This window comes from Pseudomonas sp. D2002 (genome assembly GCF_013385735.1).
In the GTDB taxonomy this organism is placed as follows: domain Bacteria; phylum Pseudomonadota; class Gammaproteobacteria; order Pseudomonadales; family Pseudomonadaceae; genus Aquipseudomonas.
In genome coordinates this window covers 281,794-303,705 of the sequence record NZ_JACAPL010000015.1, presented here as the reverse complement: position 1 = coordinate 303,705, position 21,912 = coordinate 281,794, and the positions used below count along the sequence as shown (strand labels likewise).

At 61.5% G+C, this 21,912-nt stretch carries 19 protein-coding genes and 1 riboswitch; of the genes, 8 read left to right on the top strand and 11 right to left on the bottom strand.

Going from position 1 to position 21,912, the window contains the following annotated elements; all coding sequences use genetic code 11:
• Positions 1-268 precede the first annotated feature (268 nt).
• From HX783_RS26490 to cobO, 6 genes are read right to left on the bottom strand one after another with little or no spacing between them, the layout of a single operon-like run.
• Positions 269-1,720, bottom strand: a complete 1,452-nt coding sequence (locus HX783_RS26490) for a cobyric acid synthase (RefSeq protein ID WP_177018823.1) — start codon at positions 1,718-1,720, stop codon at positions 269-271.
• Positions 1,717-2,706: a threonine-phosphate decarboxylase CobD gene (gene cobD, locus HX783_RS26485; protein WP_159958696.1), complete on the bottom strand. Its 990-nt coding sequence runs from the start codon at positions 2,704-2,706 to the stop codon at positions 1,717-1,719. The genes HX783_RS26490 and cobD overlap by 4 nt, the downstream gene beginning before the upstream one ends.
• Complete coding sequence (gene cbiB, locus HX783_RS26480; RefSeq protein ID WP_177018822.1) at positions 2,699-3,607, bottom strand: adenosylcobinamide-phosphate synthase CbiB; 909 nt, start codon at positions 3,605-3,607, stop codon at positions 2,699-2,701. Before cbiB ends, cobD begins: the two co-directional genes overlap by 8 nt.
• Complete coding sequence (gene bluB / locus HX783_RS26475) at positions 3,604-4,254, bottom strand: 5,6-dimethylbenzimidazole synthase (protein WP_177018821.1); 651 nt, start codon at positions 4,252-4,254, stop codon at positions 3,604-3,606. Before bluB ends, cbiB begins: the two co-directional genes overlap by 4 nt.
• Entirely contained in the window at positions 4,251-5,654 is a 1,404-nt protein-coding gene (locus HX783_RS26470; RefSeq protein ID WP_177018820.1) for a cobyrinate a,c-diamide synthase, read from the bottom strand. The genes bluB and HX783_RS26470 overlap by 4 nt, the downstream gene beginning before the upstream one ends.
• Complete coding sequence (gene cobO, locus HX783_RS26465; protein WP_177018819.1) at positions 5,651-6,262, bottom strand: cob(I)yrinic acid a,c-diamide adenosyltransferase; 612 nt, start codon at positions 6,260-6,262, stop codon at positions 5,651-5,653. Before cobO ends, HX783_RS26470 begins: the two co-directional genes overlap by 4 nt.
• Positions 6,263-6,340: 78 nt before the next feature.
• Positions 6,341-6,589, bottom strand: a riboswitch (cobalamin riboswitch).
• A 99-nt stretch (positions 6,590-6,688) separates the two neighbouring features.
• Between cobO and HX783_RS26460 the strand changes: the two genes are divergently transcribed.
• A complete protein-coding gene (locus tag HX783_RS26460; RefSeq protein ID WP_177018818.1) occupies positions 6,689-8,002 on the top strand; it encodes a sorbosone dehydrogenase family protein in 1,314 nt (437 codons plus the stop codon).
• 166 nt (positions 8,003-8,168) lie between these two features.
• Here the strand turns inward: HX783_RS26460 and HX783_RS26455 are convergent, their stop codons facing one another.
• From HX783_RS26455 to HX783_RS26435, 5 genes are all read right to left on the bottom strand, one after another.
• A complete protein-coding gene (locus HX783_RS26455; protein ID WP_159958706.1) occupies positions 8,169-8,708 on the bottom strand; it encodes a C40 family peptidase in 540 nt (179 codons plus the stop codon).
• 144 nt (positions 8,709-8,852) lie between these two features.
• Positions 8,853-9,482, bottom strand: coding sequence for a C40 family peptidase (locus tag HX783_RS26450; RefSeq protein WP_177018817.1), 630 nt, complete (start codon positions 9,480-9,482; stop codon positions 8,853-8,855).
• 213 nt (positions 9,483-9,695) lie between these two features.
• Entirely contained in the window at positions 9,696-10,400 is a 705-nt protein-coding gene (hda, locus tag HX783_RS26445) for a DnaA regulatory inactivator Hda (RefSeq protein WP_017134884.1), read from the bottom strand.
• A gap of 204 nt (positions 10,401-10,604) precedes the next feature.
• Positions 10,605-11,678, bottom strand: coding sequence for an AI-2E family transporter (locus HX783_RS26440; protein ID WP_159958710.1), 1,074 nt, complete (start codon positions 11,676-11,678; stop codon positions 10,605-10,607).
• 42 nt (positions 11,679-11,720) lie between these two features.
• Positions 11,721-12,761 carry a DUF2066 domain-containing protein gene (locus tag HX783_RS26435; RefSeq protein ID WP_177018816.1) on the bottom strand — a complete coding sequence of 347 codons (1,041 nt, stop codon included), beginning with the start codon at positions 12,759-12,761 and terminating at the stop codon, positions 11,721-11,723.
• 354 nt (positions 12,762-13,115) lie between these two features.
• On the opposite strand from HX783_RS26435, the gene purM reads away from it, so the two are divergent.
• The 7 genes from purM to HX783_RS26400 all read left to right on the top strand — a co-directional run bounded on the left by purM (position 13,116) and on the right by HX783_RS26400 (position 21,769).
• Positions 13,116-14,174: a phosphoribosylformylglycinamidine cyclo-ligase gene (gene purM / locus HX783_RS26430; RefSeq protein ID WP_159958714.1), complete on the top strand. Its 1,059-nt coding sequence runs from the start codon at positions 13,116-13,118 to the stop codon at positions 14,172-14,174.
• Positions 14,174-14,824, top strand: a complete 651-nt coding sequence (gene purN, locus HX783_RS26425) for a phosphoribosylglycinamide formyltransferase (protein WP_177018815.1) — start codon at positions 14,174-14,176, stop codon at positions 14,822-14,824. The genes purM and purN overlap by 1 nt, the downstream gene beginning before the upstream one ends.
• Positions 14,825-14,832: 8 nt before the next feature.
• On the top strand, positions 14,833-15,546 hold the full coding sequence (locus tag HX783_RS26420) for a DUF3108 domain-containing protein (RefSeq protein ID WP_159958718.1): 714 nt from the start codon (positions 14,833-14,835) through the stop codon (positions 15,544-15,546).
• 392 nt (positions 15,547-15,938) lie between these two features.
• Entirely contained in the window at positions 15,939-16,127 is a 189-nt protein-coding gene (locus tag HX783_RS26415) for a hypothetical protein (protein WP_159958720.1), read from the top strand.
• A 383-nt stretch (positions 16,128-16,510) separates the two neighbouring features.
• Entirely contained in the window at positions 16,511-18,436 is a 1,926-nt protein-coding gene (locus HX783_RS26410) for an IucA/IucC family siderophore biosynthesis protein (RefSeq protein ID WP_177018814.1), read from the top strand.
• Entirely contained in the window at positions 18,426-19,637 is a 1,212-nt protein-coding gene (locus HX783_RS26405; protein ID WP_177018813.1) for an MFS transporter, read from the top strand. The genes HX783_RS26410 and HX783_RS26405 overlap by 11 nt, the downstream gene beginning before the upstream one ends.
• A gap of 11 nt (positions 19,638-19,648) precedes the next feature.
• The gene (locus tag HX783_RS26400; protein WP_177018812.1) at positions 19,649-21,769 is read left to right on the top strand and encodes a TonB-dependent receptor; all 2,121 of its coding nucleotides are present in this window, start codon (positions 19,649-19,651) and stop codon (positions 21,767-21,769) included.
• Positions 21,770-21,912 lie beyond the last annotated feature (143 nt).

Sequence of the window (21,912 nt, the reverse complement as noted above, 5' to 3'; positions counted from 1 at the left end):
GCGTTCGGGCACACCGAGCCTGGGCGAGGTGCCGAGTGGTGGGGCGAGGACTTTTTGCTTACTTTTTGGTCCCTCAAAAAGTGAGCCGCTGTAAGAGCGGAACCATAAGTGGCCGTTACCCAAGGAATGGATATGTACACCGCCCCACCGCCTTCGCGAGCAAGCCCGCTCCCACATTTAGGACGTGGTGTATCAGTTGAATAGCGGTTGGCTGGCAGGCCGCCATCGCAGGCAAGCCAGCTCCCACAGAGAAATCGGATATACACCGTCAGATCCCGCACAGCTTACGCAGCAAATCGGTGTCCAGATGGTTCTCCACAAGGTCCGCCAACCGCTCGATATCGCGCTCGCGCAGGGCGTGGTAATCCACCTCTTGCACCTCCTGCAACCCAGCCCAGCGCAGCAACGCACTGCACGCCGCCGGCGTTTCAAACAAGCCATGCAGATACGTGCCAAGAATCTGGCCGTCTTCACTCTGGGCGCCGTCACTGCGCCCGTCATCGAGCAGCACGGCGGCACGCGACAAGGCATTGCCGGAGGTCACACCCGCATGGATTTCATAGCCGCTGACCTCCGCGTCCTCGAGCAACAAGCGCCCACGCACATTGCGCAACTGCTTCTCTTGTTCCAGCGTCGTACTGAACGCCAGCAAGCCCAAGCCTTCACTCGACCCGGCAGGCCCTTCCAGCCCGAGCGGGTCGTGCACGTGTTCACCGAGCATCTGCAACCCGCCGCAAATCCCCAGTACCTTGCCGCCATAGCGCAAGTGCCGGGCCACTGCCGTGTCCCAGCCGTTGGCGCGCAGGTAGGCCAAATCACTGCGTACACTTTTTGAGCCCGGCAGAATGATCAGGTCAGCGGCAGGAATCGCCTGGCCGGGCCCGACAAACTGCAGGTCGACCTGCGGATGCAGGCGCAGGGGGTCGAAATCCGTGTGGTTGCTGATGCGCGGCAACACCGGCACCACCACCTTGAGCACTTGCGCGGCCTTGTCGATCTGGCGCTGGTCGATGCCGTCTTCGGCCTCCAGGTGCAGGTCCATCACATAGGGCAACACGCCGACCACCGGTTTGCCGGTGCGCGCTTCCAGCCAATCGAGCCCTGGCTGCAGCAAGGCGATATCGCCGCGAAACCGGTTGATGATGAACCCCTTGACCCGCGCCTGCTCCGTCGGCGACAGCAATTCGAGGGTGCCGACCAGATGGGCAAACACACCACCACGATTGATATCGGCGATCAGCAGCACCGGGCAATCCACCGCCTCGGCGAAGCCCATATTGGCGATGTCGTTGGCGCGCAGGTTGATCTCCGCCGGGGAGCCCGCACCTTCCACCATCACCACCGGGTAGGCCGCGCTCAAACGCGCGTGGGAGGCCAGCACCGCGTGCATCGCGATGGCTTTGTAGTCGTGATAGGCCACGGCGTTCATGCTGGTGACGGCACGGCCGTGGATGATCACCTGGGAACCGGTGTCACTGTTGGGCTTGAGCAGCACCGGGTTCATGTCGGTGTGCGGTGCCAGGTTGGCGGCCTGAGCCTGCACCGCCTGGGCGCGGCCGATCTCGCCGCCTTCAGCGGTGACGGCGCTGTTGAGCGCCATGTTCTGCGGTTTGAATGGCACTACGGCGATGCCCTGGCGCACCAGCCAGCGGCACAACGCAGTCACCAGGGTGCTTTTGCCCGCATCGGAGGTGGTGCCTTGCACCATCAGCGTACTCATGCGGCTTCCTTATAGGCGGCCAGGGCTTGATCGAGGCGCAACCAATCCGCCTCCGTGTCGGGCAGGCCAAAGCGCAGGCTGCTGTCGTGAATAAACAGGCGCAGCAGGATGCCGCGCTGGGCCATGAATTCGTGCATGCGCTCGGCGTGCGGCGTGATCAGCCACTGGAACAACGCGCAGCCACCGTGAGGCTGAAAACCATGGCGCTCAAGCAGGTCAAACAAGCGCTGGCCGGCTTCGATACAACGCTCTCGTTGTTGCACATGCCCCGCCGTATCGCGCAGGCACACTTGGCCAAGCACCCGCGTCGGCCCACTGACCGCCCAAGGGCCGAGCTGTTCGGCGAGCAACTTGAGCAGCTTGCGTTCCGCCAGCACAAAGCCCAGGCGCACGCCGGCCAGGCCAAAGAATTTGCCGAACGAGCGCAACACAATCAGGCCGACTTGATGGGCCTGGCTGGCCAGGCTCAATTGCGGCGTCACGTCCATAAACGCTTCGTCCACCACCAGCCAGCCGCCGCGCTGGGCCAGCCGCGCGTGCCAGTCCAGCAGGCGTTGCGGGCTCAGACTCAAACCGGTGGGGTTGTTTGGATTGACCACCACCAGCACGTCGAGGCCGTCGAGAAAGAAGTCGACTTCCTGCTCCTGCACTTCGCGCACCACGTAACCGGCGCGGCGCCAGGCTTCGGCGTGTTCGGCATAACACGGCGACAACACGCCGACCTTGCCGGAGCGGCGCAGGCGCGGCAGCAATTGAATTGCCGCCTGGGAACCCGCCACCGGCAATACGTGGGCGGCGCCGTAGTACTCGCTGGCGGCCTTTTCCAGGCCGTCATCGGTTTCCGGCAACCGCGCCCAGGCCCGCAGCGGGATCTCGGGGATCGGCCACGGCCAGGGCGCGAGGCCACTGGACAAATCAAGCCAGTCCGCCTCGGCAATCCCGTACTGAATCACGGCCTTACGCAGCCGGCCACCGTGCTCAAGCATAAAATTGCGCCCCCGCGCAGAGGATCAACAGCCATAACCATACGCCGCGCTGCACCAGTTGCCAGCCACGGTCGATGGCGTCGGCGTCTGCCGCCGGGCCTTCGCCCAGTTGCGGGCGCTGATGCAGCTCACCGTGATAGATCGCCGCGCCGCCCAGTTCAACGCCCAATGCGCCCGCACCCGCCGCCATTACCGGCCCGGCGTTGGGGCTATCCCATGTCGGGCCCTGGGTGCGCCAGCATTTAAGCGCCAGGCGAGTTTTGCCGAGCACGGCGTAGGTCAATGCCACCAGGCGTGCAGGAATGTAGTTGAGTACATCGTCGATTTTTGCCGCCGCCCAGCCAAAGCGCTCGAAGCGCTCGTTGCGATAGCCCCACATGGCGTCGAGGGTGTTGCTCAGGCGGTAAAGCACCACGGCCGGCACACCGGCGACGACAAACCAGAAAATGGCGGCAAATACGGCGTCGCTGCCGTTCTCCAATACCGACTCGGTCGCCGCGCGCGCAACTTCGGTGCGGTCCAGCTCGCTGGTCTGGCGGCTGACCAGGTAACTCACGCGTTTGCGTGCCTCATCCAGATCATCGCCACGCAGGGCTTGGGCGACCGGAATCACATGCTCGCCGAGACTGCGCATGCCCAACGCCAGGTACAGCGCCAGAATCTCCAGCACCCAGCCGATATACGGCGCCCATGACAGTGCAGTCGCCAGCAGGGTCAGCGGCACCACCGCGATAAACCACGCGGTCACGCCGTGGCTGCGCCAACCGCGCCCGCCCGTGTTGAAGCGTTGCTCGATGCGCCCGGCAAAATTGCCGAACGCCACCAGCGGATGCCAGCGCCTGGGCTCGCCCAACAGCGCATCCAGCGCCACCGCAGCGACACACAGCAAGGCCACACTCATTGACTCACTCCCCACACATTCTCATACAGCATGTCACTCAGCGGCCGTGGTTCGGTCCAGCCTTCGAGTTGCAACATCGGTGCCGAGTAGAACTCCGCCACCGGCCCGAGGCATAACACAGCCAGGGGTTTTGCGCCGGGCGGCAAGCCCAGCAGGTCGGCCAGGGCTTGCGGTTCGAACAGCGAAACCCAGCCCATCCCAACACCCTCGACGCGGGCGGCCAGCCACAGATTCTGGATCGCACAGGACAGCGACGCCATGTCCATTTCCGGCAAGGTGCGGCGGCCAAAAATATGGCGCTCGCGATCATCCATCAGCGCGGCGACCAGCACCTCGGCGCAGTCGTGGATGCCTTCGACCTTGAGCTTCATGAACTCATCGGAGCGCTCGCCCAGGGCTTCAGCGGTGCGTACACGCTCTTCTTCCACCAATTGCTGGATTTGGCCGCGCAGGTTTCGGTCGCTGATGCGGATAAACCGCCAGGGCTGCATCAAGCCGACGCTGGGCGCCTGGTGCGCGGCCTGGAGCAGGCGTTGCAGCAACTCGGGGGCGACAGTGCCGCCGGTGAAGTGGCGCATGTCGCGGCGTTCGGCGATGGCGCGGTAGACGGCGTCGCGTTCGGCTTGGGGGAAGGCGTTGTCTGTCATGGCTTGTTGGCGGGCAAGTCGAATCGTCGCACCGCCGCTCCCACATTTTGATTTGCGAACGCTGTCGATGTGGGAGCTGGCTTGCCTGCGATAGCACTCTCAAGGCTCGGCGCAAACAAAGCAGCCACCGCCGTAGGGTTGGAGGGAAAGTAAAAGTGCACGTAGGAAGCCGTCATCCGCCCCTGTCGGTAAACCGCCTCAGCACCGCGCCCGCCGTTAGGGCTAAGCCCACGGGCAATCGGCTGCCACTCGGTGCTGGTCAGGGAATGGTGATAGGTGTGCCCGCGCAGCACGCCTTCCGGCAACTCGACACTTTGCAGGGCCAGCGCCGCGAGTTTCTTTTGCATCACCGCATCGCCCTGCAGCAGGCCGACCAGCTCGGCGCGGATGCCGTCGACATCGGTGAGCGAGTCCAGCAGGTAGAGCATGCCGCCACATTCGGCGAGCAACGGTTTGCCCGCCGCGTGGTGCGCGCGGATAGCGTTGAGCATCGGGGTATTTTCCGACAGCGCCTGGTGATGCAGTTCCGGGTAACCTCCGGGCAAATAGAGGCTGTCGGCGTCAGGCAATGCGCGATCGTGGATCGGCGAGAAGAAGTGCAACTCGGCGCCCATCGCCCGAAGCAGGTCGAGGCTGGCGCCATAGGTGAAGGCGAAGGCTTCGTCGCGGGCCACGGCAATGCGCACGCCTGCCAACAACGGCTCGGCTTCGATCACTTCCGGCGCGGCGAAGGTTACCGGCGGCGGCAAGGCGACTTCGCAACTGCTGCCCAGGGCTTGGGCGGCGGCGTCCAGGCGCACGTCGAGGTCATTCAATTCGCTGGCTTGCACCAGGCCCAGGTGGCGGCTGGGCAGCTCGATCCCGGTTTCACGCGACAGCGCGCCATACCAGCGCAGGCCTTCGGTGAGGCTGCCTTCCAGCAGTTGCGCATGCCGCAAGGTGCCGACGCGGTTGGCCAGCACGCCGGCGAACGGCAGGTCCGGCTGGTAGCGCGCCAGGCCCAACGCCAGCGCACCAAAGGTCTGGGCCATGGCGGTGCCGTCGATGACGCCGAGTACCGGCACGCCGAAGTGCCGCGCCAGGTCGGCGCTGGAGGGCGTGCCGTCGAACAGGCCCATCACGCCCTCGATCAGGATCAGGTCGGCCTCGCCCGCCGCTTCCCATAGCAAACGCCGACTTTCCTGCTCGCCGACCATCCACATGTCCAACTGATACACCGGCGCACCGCTGGCGCGTTCGTGAATCATCGGGTCGAGGAAGTCCGGCCCGCATTTGAACACGCGCACCTTGCGCCCCAGGTTGCGGTGCAGACGCGCCAACGCGGCGGTGACGGTGGTTTTGCCCTGGCCGGACGCCGGAGCGGCGATCAGTACGGCCGGGCAATGACGGGGCTGATTCAAAGTTCGACGCCCTTCTGTGCCTTGATACCGGCCTGGAATGCGTGCTTGAGCATGCCCATTTCGGTGACGGTGTCGCCCATTTCGATCAGCTCGGGCTTGGCGCCACGGCCGGTGACCACCACGTGCTGCATCGGCGGGCGGGCTTGCAGGTCGCTGAGTACTTGGTCGAGGTCGAGGTAACCGTGCTTGAGGGCGATGTTCAGCTCATCCAGGACCACCAGGCCAATGGAGGGGTCTTGCAGCAGCGCGCGGGACACCGCCCAGGCGGCTTCGGCGGCGGCGATGTCGCGCTGGCGGTCCTGGGTTTCCCAGGTAAAGCCTTCGCCCATCACATGGAAGCGCACTTGCTCGGGAAAGCGGCGGAAGAACAATTCCTCGCCGGTGCTGTTACGCCCCTTGATGAACTGCACCACGCCGCATTGCATGCCGTGGCCCATGGCGCGGGCAAGCATGCCAAACGCCGAGCTGCTTTTGCCTTTGCCGTTGCCGGTCAATACCAGCAGCAAGCCGCATTCGTTCGGGGAGTTGGCGATGCGCTCGTCGATCACGGCTTTTTTGCGCAGCATGCGCGCCAGGTGGCGTTCGTCGCGGTCGGGGGAATCAGTCATGGCAGCTCTCCGTTGGGGCTGGACAAAAACGGCGGGCAGGAAAAAGAAAAAACAGACAGCCAAGCATCGCCCACCGTGATGCTGTTGGATGATCCAGGCCGGTCTCCGGACTCATGAGTGGCGTTCTCTTCATCGAAAACAGGCCGACGGCGCGCCTTCCCATATCACGTGGATACAGTGGCAAAAGGCACCGTCTTGACTCATTTACCGTTGCGGGGGCAGCGCCGGAATCGCGGCAGCACTGTGTACAAGTGCGCTCGCTCACCGGCTTCCCTGTTTCACTCTGTCGGCACACGACCACAGAGCACCTGGAACAAGCCGCGAAGGTTAGTGGGTTGGGGGTGGAGCGTCAATTAAAGCTGGCCTTGCACTTGAACCATCCGACTGCCGCGCTTCTCTACCCTTACAGGTATTAAGGAGAAAACCATGCATAAAACCAGACTCGCCTTACTGATCATGCTCGCAGGCACCCTCGCCGCCTGCGGCGAAAGCTCTACCTTGCAGGTCTCCGACGGCACCGGGCCTTCGCCCAAACTGCCGGAGCCGAACAAAACCCTGATCCCCACTGTGAACATCGCCCCGGCAATCGGCTGGCCTGACGGCGCGAAGCCGACAGCGGCCTCCGGCACCCAGGTCGCGGCGTTTGCTGAAGGCCTGGACCACCCGCGCTGGCTGTATGTATTGCCCAACGGTGATGTGCTGGTGGCGGAAACCAACGCGCCGCCCAAGCCGGATGATGCCAAGGGCATTCGTGGCTGGGTCATGGAGAAAGTCATGGGCCGCGCCGGCGCCGCCGTGCCGAGCCCGAACCGTATCACCCTGCTGCGTGATGCCGATCACGATGGTGTAGCCGAAACCCGTACCGTGTTCCTGGAGAACCTCAACTCGCCGTTCGGCATGACGCTGGTCGGCAATGACCTGTATGTGGCGGATTCGGACAAGCTGTTGCGCTTCCCTTATCAGCCGGGCGAAACCGCAATCAAGGCAGCCGGCACCACGGTGGTCGACTTGCCGGGCGGCAGCATCAACCACCACTGGACCAAAAACGTGGTGGCCAGCAAGGACGGCAGCAAGTTGTATGTGAGCGTCGGTTCCAACAGCAACGTCGGCGAGAACGGCCTGGCGGCGGAAGAAGGTCGCGCGGCGATCTGGGAAGTCGACCGCGCCACCGGCCAGCACCGCATTTTTGCCTCAGGCCTGCGCAACCCTAACGGCATGGCCTGGGAACCGCAGAGTGGCAAGCTGTGGACGGCGGTGAATGAGCGCGACGAGATCGGCAGCGACCTGGTGCCGGACTACATCACCTCGGTCAAGGATGGGGCCTTCTATGGCTGGCCGTTCAGTTACTACGGGCAGCACGTGGATGTACGCGTTTCCCCGCAAAACCCGGACCTGGTCGCCAAGGCCATCGCTCCGGACTACGCGGTGGGGCCGCACACCGCATCGCTGGGCCTGACCTTTGCCGAAGGCAGCAAACTCCCGGCGCAGTTCAGCAATGGAGCGTTTATCGGCCAGCACGGTTCGTGGAACCGCAAGCCGCACAGTGGCTACAAGGTGATCTTCGTGCCATTCGAGGGTGGCCAGCCTAAAGGCCAGCCGGTGGATGTGCTGACCGGGTTCCTCGACAAAGACGAGAAAGCCATGGGCCGGCCAGTGGGCGTGGTGATTGATCAGCAGGGGGATTTGCTGGTGGCCGATGATGTGGGGAATAAGGTGTGGCGGGTGTCGGCCGCCAAATAGCCGATCTCGAATACACCACAAACCAATGTGGGAGCTGGCTGTTGTGGGAGCTGGCTTGCCTGCGATTGCATCACCTCGGTCCAATTTGAAGACCGAGGTGCCTGCATCGCGGGTAAGCCCGGCTCCCACAAACGCCCAGCTCCCACATTCTTATTTCTGCTGAGCCCTAAGGGTTGCGCGCCAGGTTTGCTGGCAGCACGCGCTTGGCGCTCAAGTAGGCATTCTGCCAATAGGCCTTGGACAGCGTATCCAGCTTCACTGTGCCGCCGGTTTGCGGCGCATGCACAAAGCGGCCTTCGCCCACGTAGATCCCCGCGTGGCTGACCTGTGAACCGCCGCCGGTGGCGAAGAACAGCAAGTCACCGGTCTGCAGGTTCGCTTCGCTGACGTCCTGGGCACGCATCACGATCAGTTCACGGGTGGTGCGCGGCAAAGAGATGCCCGCCGCGTCACGGTAGACAAAACCAATCAAGCCACTGCAGTCAAAGCCCGAGTCCGGCGTGTTGCCGCCCCATCGATAAGGCGTGCCGACCAGGCCCAGCGCACGGAAGAGCACGTCTTCGGCCGCAGGCGAGAAACTTTGGGTGGAATAATTGAACACCGGCTTAGGCTTGACGGCGACGGGCGCAGGCGGCGGTGGACGGCTTGCGCAGGCGCTGAGGAGCGCGGCGCAAACAAGCAGAATGAGGCGGGCTGAGGTCGACATGGGCAGAACAATCCTGGTCTGGATGCGGCTTTCGCTGCCGAACGCTGAAAACCAGAACGCGCAAGCAAAGCTCGCGCGAACGGATTACAACAATGTCCAGGGATTCTAGCGCTTACACGTCAAACTTCAAGTATCACTTTAACTTTACTTGCTGGCGGTAACCGTAGTCGGGGCCATGGCGAGTGCGCGCTTGGCTTCGATGAAGGTTTTGCTCCAGTAGCTGTCGCCCAGGTTGTCGACTCGAACACCACCACTGCGGCGGCTGCTGGAGTGGATAAACTGGTTATCGCCCAAGTAGATACCGGCGTGGCTTACGCGACCACGGCCAGCCGTACTAAAGAAAAGCAGATCACCGGGCTTGAGGTTGTTGCGTGCGACCAACGGTGCATCCACGTTGATCATTTCGCGGGTCGAGCGAGGCAAATTCATGCCGGCTTCTTCGCGAAACAGGTAGCCGATGAAGCCGCTGCAGTCGAAACCGGCTTCAGAGGTGCCGCCAAAACGGTAACGAGTACCGATCAGGGACATGCCGCGTTCGAGGATGCTGTCGGCCAGAACTGGAAGCTGGTAAGGCTTGCTGCCGGCGAAGTCGGCCAGTTCCTTCTCGGTTGCCACCTCTTCCTCATAAACAGTGGAAGACTGTGATGCAACGAATTTTGCCTGGGACTGTTGTGCTGGTTTTTGCTGCTCAGCCACGTTTTGAGTGTGGGTGGCGCAACCAAACAACAGGGTAACGAGTGCGAGAGGCACGAGGGGTGCGAAGCGATTTAGCATGGGCACGACCGTGGCTGATATGTAAAGAAGTCGAGACTATGCCCAATATCACATCGATTTGCAAATTCAATCGTGATCTATGTGACTTCTTGTTTGAACGATGACATCTAAGCCCTTAACACCCAATACCTGCCCGTTGCGTGGCCAAACCGGCCCAAACGCAGGTTTTCTGGCGCCTGAAATTTGCCGAAAGCCACGCAATACAAGGCCTGGCTACCAGCCGAGGGTTTCCTTGAGAAACGGGATGGTGAGCTTGCGCTGAGCCTGCAACGAGGCCTGATCGAGCTGTTCGAGCAAATCGAACAACGCGCTCATGCTGCGGGTGCCACGGGTGAGAATAAAGTGCCCGACTTCATCGGTGAGGTGCAGGCCGCGACGGGACGCACGCAGTTGCAGGGCGCGCAGTTTGTCTTCATCGGACAATGGGCGCATCTGGAAGATCAGCGCCAGGGTCAGGCGCGACTTGAGGTCGGCCAGCTTCACCGGCAATTCACGCGGCGAGGTCGATGCGGCAATCAGCAAGCGTCGGCCGCTGTCGCGCAAACGGTTGAACAGGTGAAACAGCGCTTCTTCCCAATCAGCCTTGCCGGCAATCGCCTGCAGATCGTCCAGGCAGACCAGCTCGTATTGTTCCAGGTGGTCGAAGATGCCGATGCCACGGTCCATCAATTCAGCCAGCGGCAGGTAAACCGCCGGCTCACCCATCTGTTCGAAGCGCAGGCACGCGGCCTGCAACAGGTGGGTGCGCCCCACGCCGTGCTTGCCCCACAGATAGATCAGGCTTTCAGTCCACCCGGCGTCGGCTTCGCAGAGCCGCTCGACATAGCCGAGTGCAGCGGCATTGGCGCCTGGGTAGTAATTGATAAAGGTGGCGTCGTCACGCAGACGCACACCCAAGGGCAGCTGAATCGGTTTCATGCTGACTGAACGGCTCCAAACGAACCGTTAGTGGCCTCTGTGTAAAGTTTGCAAAGTTTATACCCGTGACGCCGGGCGCACAATGCAGCAGGCCACAAGCAAAATCAAAGGTTTGCGTTAACTTGGGTCGATTTGCGCAAATTGTTTGACACCCCGCCTGCAGAAACAACAAACCCGGCCTAGGCCGGGTTTGTGACGAAGCGGTTACAGGTCGGGGTCTTCAACCCCGGTATACACATCTGAATCCTTGTACAGATCGTGCACATGGCGCACCAGCACCATGATCACCGCCGCTACCGGCAGGGCCAGCAGGATGCCCGTAAAACCAAACAGCTCGCCGCCTGCCAGGATCGCGAAGATTACCGCGACCGGGTGCAGACCAATCCGGTCCCCCACCAGCAACGGCGTCAGCACCATGCCTTCCAGGGCCTGGCCGACCATAAACACCGCAACAATCCCCAGCATCGGGTACAGATCGCCACCGAACTGAAACAGCCCGGCGACCAGTGCGGCACCAATCCCGATCACGAAGCCCATGTACGGCACGATTGCGGCCAGACCGGCGATCAAACCGATCAACAGGCCCAGTTCCAGGCCGATAGCCATCAGGCCGGCCGCGTAGATGATCCCGAGCGCCAACATCACCAGAAGCTGACCGCGAACAAACGCGCCGAGCACCTCATGGCACTCTTCCGCCAGGGAGACGATGCGCTCCTCACTGTTACGCGGCAGCAGGCTACGGATCTTGGCCATCATGATGTCCCAGTCACGCAGCAGGTAGAACGCCACTACCGGGATCAGCACCAGATTGGTCAACCAGCCGATCAGCGCCAGGCTGGAGGCCGTGGCCTGGCTGAGCACAACACCGACGATATCGGTGGTCTGCCCCATGTGTTCACTGATGGCCGCCTTGACCTTGTCGAACTTCCAGAAACCGTCCGCCAGCCCCAACTTGGCCTGAGCCCACGGCATTGCCGTGTGCTGCAACCAGTCAAGCATCTGCGGCGCCAGCTCATACAAGCGAACCAACTGCTTGGCGAGCATGGGCACCAACACCAGCACCAGCGCGGTGATGATCAACGTGAACAGCGCAAATACCGCCACCACGCCCAGGGTGCGCGACAGGCCAGCTTTCTCCAGGCGATCCACCACGGGATCGAACAGATAGGCCAGCAGTAACGCAACCAGGAACGGCGTGAGGATCGAATGCAGCAAGAACACAAAAACGCACAGCAGGACAATCCCGCCAAGCCACACCCAACGACGCGTATCCGCCATAAACCACTCCATTATTTGCTTCTATCTATATAGGAAGAACTTTTACCAACGAAAACGCAGTTGCGCCTGCGGCTCAGGTGCAGCGGCCGGCTGCGTACCATCCACCACTGGCTGCTGGACAGGTGCTTCACCTGCCGGCACTTCATGCAACTTGGCCAGGCTCAACTGGGTACGCAACTGATCGGCACTGCCGTTGACGCGATACACAATGCGGCTGCCATCCACGAGCTGCGGCTGGCCACCAAAGGGTTCGAGCAAATGACCCAGCGCGGCATAGCGCTCCAGGGTCATGCCCTGCACTTCAAGCAATTGCTCGCTGCTCACGCCCGGCTTGACGGCGAAGCGTGGCGCCAGCTTTTGGCTGACGGCCAGCAACACGGCATCGGCCACGGCGGCGGTGTCGGCACCTTGGGCAGTGCCCTGCTCACTTTTGTCGCCCAACCACAGGCGCCATTTGGCCTGCCATTGATTCCCTTCCTGGCGCGCGTGTACGGCGAGCAACGCGTCGGCGCCGTAGCGCTCGGAGGCCGCGCGCAGTGGCGTGGCGTCGGCACTTTCGAGATTCGGTGCAGTAGCGACAACTTGCTCATCCAGGTCGCCCAGCGGCAAGCGCAATGGCAGGCCACGGTGTTGCGCCGCGCGACGCAGGGCGCCGGCAATTGCCTGACCATCACCGACCAGGCTGCTGCCTTCGGTGGAGTCGTTCAGCCACCAGCCGAGAATCGACGGCCGATTGCTGCCCCAGATCGACAGCCCTGCTTCACGCAGGGCGCGATCGGTGCTGACCGGGTCGAAGTCCACTTGCAGGCTTTCCGGCGGGCCGGCGTCGTAGCCGTACTGGCTGATGATTTGCTGCGGGTCTTTGCGAATCGCCGCCAGGCCCGGGCCGTCGGCGGCCTTGGCATCACCGGTCAGGCGGATCACCAGGGTTTGCACCGCGCGCTGGGTGGCCTGGTCGCGCTCCTGGGGCGACTGGCTGCTGACCGGTTCAAGCACTTGATAGAGGCCATTGAGGGTTTCGGCATGACTCGCCAGGCTGACCAACGACAAGCAGCCTACAAAGAAGATTTTACACAGACGCATGAAAGATTCCCGAACGACAAATTTAGCGGCTGGAACAGACCGCGTGAACTCGGCTTGGCATGGCTGTGACCACAGCGGCCGGTAAAACATTCACGGGTCTCGGCAAGTTTTTGTACTGTCATAACGATAGCGGGTTAAAGGCTATACCTTAATACGCACCAAGGCAGAGCCGATTAGCATTTTTTTAACCGGCTTTTTTAACCTATATAGCCCTGCCCGTCGGCCCGAGGATGGCCGCTGCCTCTCAAGCCTGATAAAATCGCGCGCCTTCGCAGACCGTCAACGGCTGGGCCTTTTATCCAAAGCGCCTGCCGCTCGGTCGTTACCCAGAAATCCCCCCTAAAGGCCTGGATCATGAGCAAGCAACCCTCCCTGAGCTACAAGGACGCCGGTGTAGACATCGACGCCGGTGAAGCATTGGTCGAACGCATCAAGAGCGTCGCCAAGCGCACTGCGCGCCCCGAAGTCATGGGCGGCCTGGGCGGTTTTGGCGCCCTCTGCGAAATCCCGGCCGGCTACAAGCAGCCTGTGCTGGTTTCCGGCACCGACGGCGTGGGCACCAAGCTGCGCCTGGCCTTGAACCTGAACAAGCACGACAGCATCGGCATCGACCTGGTTGCCATGTGCGTCAATGACCTGGTGGTGTGCGGTGCCGAGCCGCTGTTCTTCCTCGACTACTACGCCACCGGCAAGCTCAACGTCGAGACCGCGACCCAAGTCGTGACCGGCATTGGCGCCGGCTGCGAACTGTCGGGTTGCTCCCTGGTCGGCGGCGAAACCGCTGAAATGCCAGGCATGTACGAAGGCGAAGACTACGACCTGGCCGGTTTCTGCGTCGGCGTTGTCGAAAAATCCGAAATCATCGACGGCTCCAAAGTCGCTGCCGGTGACGCCCTGCTCGCCCTGCCATCGTCCGGCCCGCACTCCAACGGTTACTCGCTGATCCGCAAGATCATCGAAGTGTCCGGCGCCGACATCGAGAACACCCAGCTCGACGGCAAGCCGCTGACCGACCTGCTGATGGCCCCGACGCGCATCTACGTCAAGCCACTGCTCAAGCTGATCAAAGACACCGGCGCCGTCAAAGCCATGGCCCACATCACTGGCGGCGGCCTGCTGGACAACATCCCGCGCGTGCTGCCTAAAGGCGCCCAGGCGATCGTCGACGTGGCCAGCTGGACTCGCCCTGCCGTATTCGATTGGCTGCAAGAGAAAGGCAACGTCAACGAGACCGAAATGCACCGCGTGCTGAACTGCGGCGTGGGCATGGTCATCTGCGTGGCGCAAGAGCACGTTGAAACCGCGCTGAACGTACTGCGTGAAGCCGGCGAGCAGCCTTGGGTCATCGGCCAGATCGCCACCGCTCCAGAAGGCGCGGCTCAGGTTGAACTGAAGAACCTCAAGGCTCACTGATGCTTCAGACCTGTGATGTCGTGGTGCTGCTCTCCGGCACCGGCAGTAACTTGCAGGCCCTGATCGACAGCACGCGTACCGGCGACAGCCCGGTGCGCATCGCTGCGGTGATCTCCAACCGCAGCGACGCCTACGGCCTGCAACGCGCCAGGGACGCAGGTATCGATACCCGCTCCCTGGATCACAAGGCTTTCGAGGGCCGCGAGGCCTTCGATAGCGCCTTGATCGAACTGATCGACGCCTTCAACCCCAAACTCGTGGTCCTTGCCGGTTTCATGCGCATTCTGAGCGCTGATTTCGTTCGGCATTACCAAGGGCGCCTGCTCAATATCCACCCTTCCCTGCTGCCAAAATACAAAGGGTTACATACGCACCAACGCGCCCTCGAGGCCGGCGACACAGAGCACGGCTGCAGTGTGCACTTCGTCACCGAGGAACTCGATGGCGGGCCTCTGGTCGTACAGGCAGTAGTTCCGGTAGAGTCTGCGGACTCAGCGCAGACGCTTGCGCAACGGGTTCATACCCAGGAACACAGGATTTACCCGCTGGCTGTTCGCTGGTTTGCCGAGGGGCGATTGATTCTTGGTGAACAGGGTGCATTATTGGACGGTCAGCTACTCGCGGCCAGCGGCCACTTGATTCGAACCTAGGAGATTTTATGCGTCGCGCCTTGCTCTTCGCTTTTGCGCTGTTCGCCTTGCCAGCCGTGCAAGCAGCAGACCTTCACCCTTTCTCCGCCAGCTACACCGCCGACTGGAAACAGTTGCCCATGAGTGGTTCGGCCGAGCGCAGCCTGACCAAGAATGACAATGGCTCCTGGACCCTGAATTTCAAGGCTTCCATGATGATCGCCAGCCTCACCGAAACCAGCGTGATCAGTTTCGACAAGGACGCCCTGCAACCGAAAAGCTACACCTTCGAGCGCGGCGGCCTGGGCAAGGCAAAGAAGATCAACCTCGATTTCGACCATGCGACCAACAAGGTCACCGGCTTCGAAAACAAGGACCCGGTCAACGTTACCCTTGAAAGCGGCATGCTCGACAAGTCGACTTATCAGCTTGCCCTGCAGCGCGACGTCGCCGCCGGCAAGAAAAGCATGAGCTACCGCGTAGTCGAAGGCACCGACGTCGACACCTACGATTTCCGCGTGATCGGCCCGGAAAAGGTCCAGACCAAAGCCGGCACCATTGACGCGATCAAGGTTGAGCGCGTGCGCGACCCGTCGCAGAGCAAGCGCATCACCCAGATGTGGTTCGCCAAGGACTGGGGCGGCATCCTGGTTGCCCTGCGCCAGGTAGAAACCGACGGCAAGGAATACAACATCATGCTGCTGGACGGCACCGTTGACGGCAAGGCTGTCAAAGGTAGCTGACAGGCTGATGGGCACAAAAGGAGCCTCGCTGAATGCGGGGCTTTTTTTCGCCTGCTGATTTTTATCTGAAGCCCCTGGCGCCTTCGCGAGCAAGCCCGCTCCCACACTGACCGAGTTCCAACATGAGTATGCGGTCGAATGTGGGAGCGGGCTTGCTCGCGAAGGCGCCGGCAGGGTCAACACAAGATAAATGCCTGCCTCAAACATGAAACTTTTGTCATAAAACTCAGCACCCTGCGACGCAATGTCGCGGTTTACGGGGCCTGCAGCAATGTTGCGTTTTGCGCAATGAATTGTTGCGTGCAAAACCAGTTTACTTAGCAAACTAACAAAACATATAAAAGAGGCCTGCGACGACTTGCCGCAGATCAACCAGAGATTGGAGCAAGCAGATGACTGTAAAAGTAACTGAACGCGACGATGCACACATGTCTCACGAAGCACTGGGCCATGGGATTCACATCTGGGATGTCCATCAACAAGACCAACTGGTCGGCATGTTTCACGACGAGAGCGAAGCCCACAATTATAAAAACGAGCTCGAATCTCTAGAGATGAAACGTCAGGCACAAAGCTCCTGAAACTCTGATATCGCGTAGACGCCCGGCCCCACGCAGCCGGGCCGCCTACACAAAAAACCCGCCCATTGAGCGGGTTTTTTGCGTTTCATCAGCAGCGATTATCCTCTGCATTTGCGCCCTCGTAGCAAAGAAGACACATCTTACAAAGCACCCGTCCGCGTACTACAAGCCATTCCCAGCCCCCTGAACTAGCCTGTTCCAGACGCTTCCAGGCCTTGTCTGCGCGCCTGATTGATCACTTTATTCGTAGGTAAGTCACGCCTTCCACCCTGCCCGAATATTCGTTTGTGCAAAAAGCGTAACAAAAAATAGACATTTGGTAATAGTTCTCGATACCATTCGCGCGCTTTTCACCCAGGACCACGGATAAGGAATTCGACTTGATGCATGGACACAACAGCACGCCGGAAAAATCACTGCTTGAGCGCTGGGGTGAAGCTCTTGCCACTCCGCAATTTGTGGCCAATCACATCACCCTTGATTCCCTGATCAACACCCTGGCGCCCGCCGCCGAGCGCAGTTTCCAACGCCTGATCCAGGCACTGTTTCGTGAAGGCCTGCTGAACCCCGACACGCGCACCTATGACGAACGCGGCCACTGCTGGCTGGCGCTGCCTGACCACACCCGCCTGCGCTTCGATCACTTGCGCCCCGGCCGTATGGCCAGTTGGGACCTGCGTGGCCAGGTCATGCTGGTGCGTGATGGCCAGCCCGAGCAGAAGATTCAATTCCCCTCGCAACTGCTGACCTTGCTTAACAGCAGCCTCGAATCATCGGCCGACCTTGAGGTCCTGAGCCGTCTCAACACCGAAATTGATGACAGCTTCGTCAACGACACGCTGTGCCTGGCCTTTCACGAGCAGTGGACGCTCAAGCTGCACGCGGCCATGGACCCGGCCCACCAGCACAATCTGTTGAGCCATCTCAAGCACGATGCAAGCGTGACCAACGCCACGTCCGTGCTTGAACAATGGGGCACGCTGGGCCACCCATGGCACCCCAACTACAAGACCAAGCTGGGCTTGGCCACCGACCAGGTGATCGACTTTTCACCGGAGTTCGAAGCACGCTTCCCGGTGTTGCTTTGCGCGCTGCATCGCCAATACGCGCATATCGAAGTATTGGCCGATACCGCAGATTACTGGCAGTGGTGGCAACAGCACTTTCCACAGGCTGCCCGGCAATTGACTGCAACGCTTGCAGCACAGGGTCTTGAAGCGGGTGACTACCTGCCGCTGCCAGCGCACCCTTGGCAGGCCCGTCAGGAATTACCCCAACTGTTCGCCAACGAAATCGGTGACAAGCTGCTGGTGCTGACCGATATCGTCGCATTTACCGCCCACCCGACCATGTCGTTCAGGACTGTCCTGCCTGAAGGCAGCTGCGACGCGCCGATGGTCAAACTCCCGGTCTCACTGCGCTTGACCAGTGTGCAGCGCACGGTTTCGCCACGCTCGGCGCGCATGGGCCCGCGGATCAGCCACTTGCTGCTGACGATCCTTGAGCGCGAGCCTGCCATTGCGCAAATCCTCAGCATCGTCCCCGAGCGGATCGGCGTGCACTTCAAGCCTCAACCGGCCAACGATGAACACGCCCGCCACTTGGCGGTTCTCTACCGCGACAATCCCCAGAGCCTGCTCCAACCGGGCGAAATGGCGGTACCCGTCGGCAGTCTGTTTGCACTCGACCAGCACGGCCAGCCGCTGCTGAGGCAATGGGTGCGCCTGAGCAAAGGCCAGGACGACGCTGATGCCATGCTGGCGTTCTTTCGCGACTATGCCGCGATTGCCGTTCCGGCACTGTTGGGCATGTACCTGCGCTATGGCGTTGCCTTCGAGGCCCACCAGCAGAACTCCTTCATGGTCATGGCCGCAGACGGGCAACTGAGCCGCCTGTTATTGCGTGACTTCGGTGATATCCGCATCGACCGCAAAACCTTGCACGCCCACGGCCTGGACATCGAACTGCACGACCCCAGGATGACCCTGTACGACGACGCGGGCTTTGTACGTGACAAGCTGCTGCACACGGTATTCATGTGCCACCTGGGCGAGCTGGTATTGCTCAGTGCCCGCCACTTCGACATCCCCCAGGCGTTGCTTTGGGATGAACTGTCGGCCCAGGTCAGCCAGTGTTTCGACGACTTGCGCAGCCAGGTCGAACCCCAGCGTTGGGCAACCGAGCGCGAAGCGCTGCTGGAGCAGGACTGGCCCGCCAAGTCGTTCATGCGCATGCGCCTGCTGGAAAGCCATGCCGATATCGTCGGGCGCCTGCCCAACCCGCTGAGTGCCGCCGCCGATGGCAGCTAACCCCACCGCGCTGCGGCTGCTGGTGGTGATTCAACTGGTGTCGATGGGGGCCATGGAAATGAGCGGCCCCTTCTGGCCGTTGCAGATCCAGAAGTTGCTGGGCGCGGCCAACGCCCAGTACACCGGCCTGCTGTCTTCGCTGGTGTACGCCGGGCCGATGATGGCAGCGATGATCCTGACGCCAATGTGGGGGCGCCTGGGCGACCGTACCGGTCACAAGCCGATGATCATTCGCGCGCTGCTGGCGTTGGCGGTATGCCAGGCGCTGGCCGCTGTCACCTACGATCCGTGGCTGCTGGTGGTGATCCGAGTGGCGCAAGGTGCGCTGGCCGGCTTCATCGCGGCGGCCCAAGCCTATGCACTGGCCTGCTGTGGTGATGGCGGGCGCGGGCATATTCTGGCTCGGCTGCAATCGGCAACCGCCGTGGGGTCACTGGCGGGGCCGGTGTTGGGCGGCTGGCTGATGGATGTCTCGGGCTTCGCCCTGCTGTGCTACAGCGCCACTGCCGTGTGCCTGGGCTGCGCAGTGCTCAGCGTGTTCCTGCCCAGCGATGCACCGCGCTCGCGGCCAACCCGCACCTGCGCGCCTGCCGCACTGCCCAAAGGCTGGCTTGGCGCAATGCTGGGGATCATCGTATTGATTCAGGCCGCCAAGATGATGCCCCAGCCGTTTTACGCCTTGTACGTCGCCGATGTGCTCCAGGCACCCGCCTGGTTGATCGGCGCCAGCTACGCCGCCAGCGCACTCACGCTGGCACTGTCCGCGCCGCTTTGGGGCCGGCTGTTTGACCGACATCAACCGGCCCACACGCTACGCATCATCGAATGGGTCACGTGGGCCTGCGCCTTAACGCTTGCGTTCACGGCGATGGCCAACGAATGGCTGGGCTTCCTTGCCAGCCGGTTGCTGTGGGGCGTGTGGCAAGGCGCTTTGCTGCCCGTCGCCTACACGTTGATCGCCAATACCGTTGCGCCCAGCCAGCAAGGTTTCGCCCTGGGCATGGGCAACAGCGCCGCCAAAGCCGGCGCGCTGTGCGGCGCCTTGATGGGCGGTATCGGCATGGCAATGGTGGGCCTGGCGCACAGCTTCTGGCTGGTGGCACTCACGTATGCCTTGGCCGCCGTGGGTATCCGCGCCATCCGTTCGTTCACCCGAACACCCGAGACATCCGGTTTTTCTGTCAATACTTCTAATAACTGAAAGGCAAGGTCATGAACAAATCGCAACTGGCAGTCCTGCTGCCCCTGCTCGGATCCATGAGCGGCCCAGCCTGGGCCGATCAGGCTGAAGAAACCCAGGCAGCCCCCAACAACCTGCAACTGCAGGCGACCGTGGTCTCGGCCACGCGCAATGAAACCAGCATTGCGGGGATTCCAGGCTCTGTGCAGGTCATCAGCGAAGACCAGATCCGCCAGCAGACAGGTGCGGGACGCCGGGTTGCGGATATCCTCGGGCAATTGGTGCCGGGTATTGCGCCCTCCAGTGGTGGCATGAGCAACTTCGGCCAGACGCTTCGCGGGCGCAACACGCTGATCCTGATCGATGGCGTGTCCCAGAACGCCACGCGCGACAACTTCCGCCAGCTCAACAGCGTGGCACCGGAAAGCATCGAGCGTATCGAGGTTATCTCCGGCGCGAGCAGTGTCTACGGTGCAGGTGCGTCAGGCGGCATCATCAACATCATCACCAAGCGCAACAAAGGTGAAGACCTGGCCTTCAGCAGCAAAATCGGCATGACCGCCGGCAACAATTTCAGCCACAAAGGGTTCTCCTACGAGGGCTTCCAGAGCGCAACGGGCCGTCAAGGCCCTGTGGACTGGTACCTTTCGGGCAACTACGTGCAACGCAACGATCAGTTCGACGGCAACGGAAAACGCATTCCCCAGGACACGTCCCAGGGCAGCAACATGGACACCGACACCTATGACCTGCAAGGTCGCTTCGGCTACGAGCTGGATGACGACAAGAAGATCAGCCTGTCGCTGCAAGACTACAAAGACGAACAAGACACGCGTTACACCAAGGACCCACGTAACGCCGGTACCGCCGTCGCAGTCAAAGGCCTGGACCTGGACGACCAACCCTTCACCCACAACCAGGCGGTCAACCTTAACTACACCGACAAGGATTTCTACGGCCAGGGCCTGCAGGTCGAAAGTTACTGGCGGCGTGCCGACGCGTTGTTCTTCCCGGATCTGTCGCGTGGCCGCGCCGGGATATCCGACAACAACAGCGTGCAGGATGTCTACGGCCTGCGCGCGGCGATCGATACGCAAATGCCGGACATCGGCCCGGCCACCGGCAACCTGGTCTGGGGTGCCGACTATGACCATGAAACCTCACGCCAGCGCGGCGACCAATACCGCGTCAACGGCCTGACCTACACCAAGACCGGCACCACGTTCGAAATGGGCCCGGACATCGCCACCGCCACCAAGGCCATCTTTGGCCAATTGTCCTACGACATTGGTGACTGGACCCTGCGTGGCGGCGTACGCCGCGAGTGGATCCAGAGCGAGGTTTCCGACAGCATCGCTTATGGCGAGATCGTCCAGACCGGCAATCGCGCGACACTGCCGGGCGGCACGCTCAAGTACGATGACACCCTCTATAACCTCGGTGCTGTGTATCACCTGAGCGAAAACCAGGATGTGTTCGTCAACTTCAGCCAGGGCTTTTCCCTGCCGGATATCCAGCGCTTCCTGCGTGACGTGAACAGCAAGTACGACATTCAAAACCTGAATGCCCAGGCGCTGAAGGTCGACAGCTACGAGCTGGGCTGGCGTGGCAATTGGGACAAGTGGCTGGCCAACGTCACGGCGTATGAAAACACTTCGGACGTCACCCAGTTCTATGACGCCAATGACCGGGTACTGCGCCTGATCAATCAGAAAGAGCGTGTGCGCGGCATTGAAACCAGCCTGACGTACAACTTCACCGATCAATGGTCGGTAGGCGGTACTTACGCGTACGCCAAAGGCGAGACCCAGCAGAACGGCAAATGGATCGACCTGCCGGCCACACGTATCTCACCTGCCAAGACCACCGCCTTTGTCGGCTACGACCGTGGCGACTATAGCCTGCGCCTGCAAGGCATGCGCCTGGCTGACTATGACGCCGCGTTCAAAGACAACAACGGCCGCGACATCAAAGGCTACACGCTGGCCGACCTGTTGGGTTCGGTAAGGTTGCCGGTAGGTCGCCTCGAAGGTGCGGTGTACAACCTCACCAACCGCAACTACCAGAACATGTTCGCCCAGGCCAACGCGCGTGCGCCGTACCCGAATGCCGAAGGTCGTACCTTCAGCCTGAGTTACGCAGTGGATTGGTGATCGGCTGACGCTACTGGTTAAAACACAAACCCCGCCTTTTGAGCGGGGTTTGTTATTTTTGGGGGGGCTTCGCCCCCCCAACGCAGGGCAAACCTTAATGCCGTTCATTTAAGCAAACGCAATGCTTAAAGCAGCGAAGATCA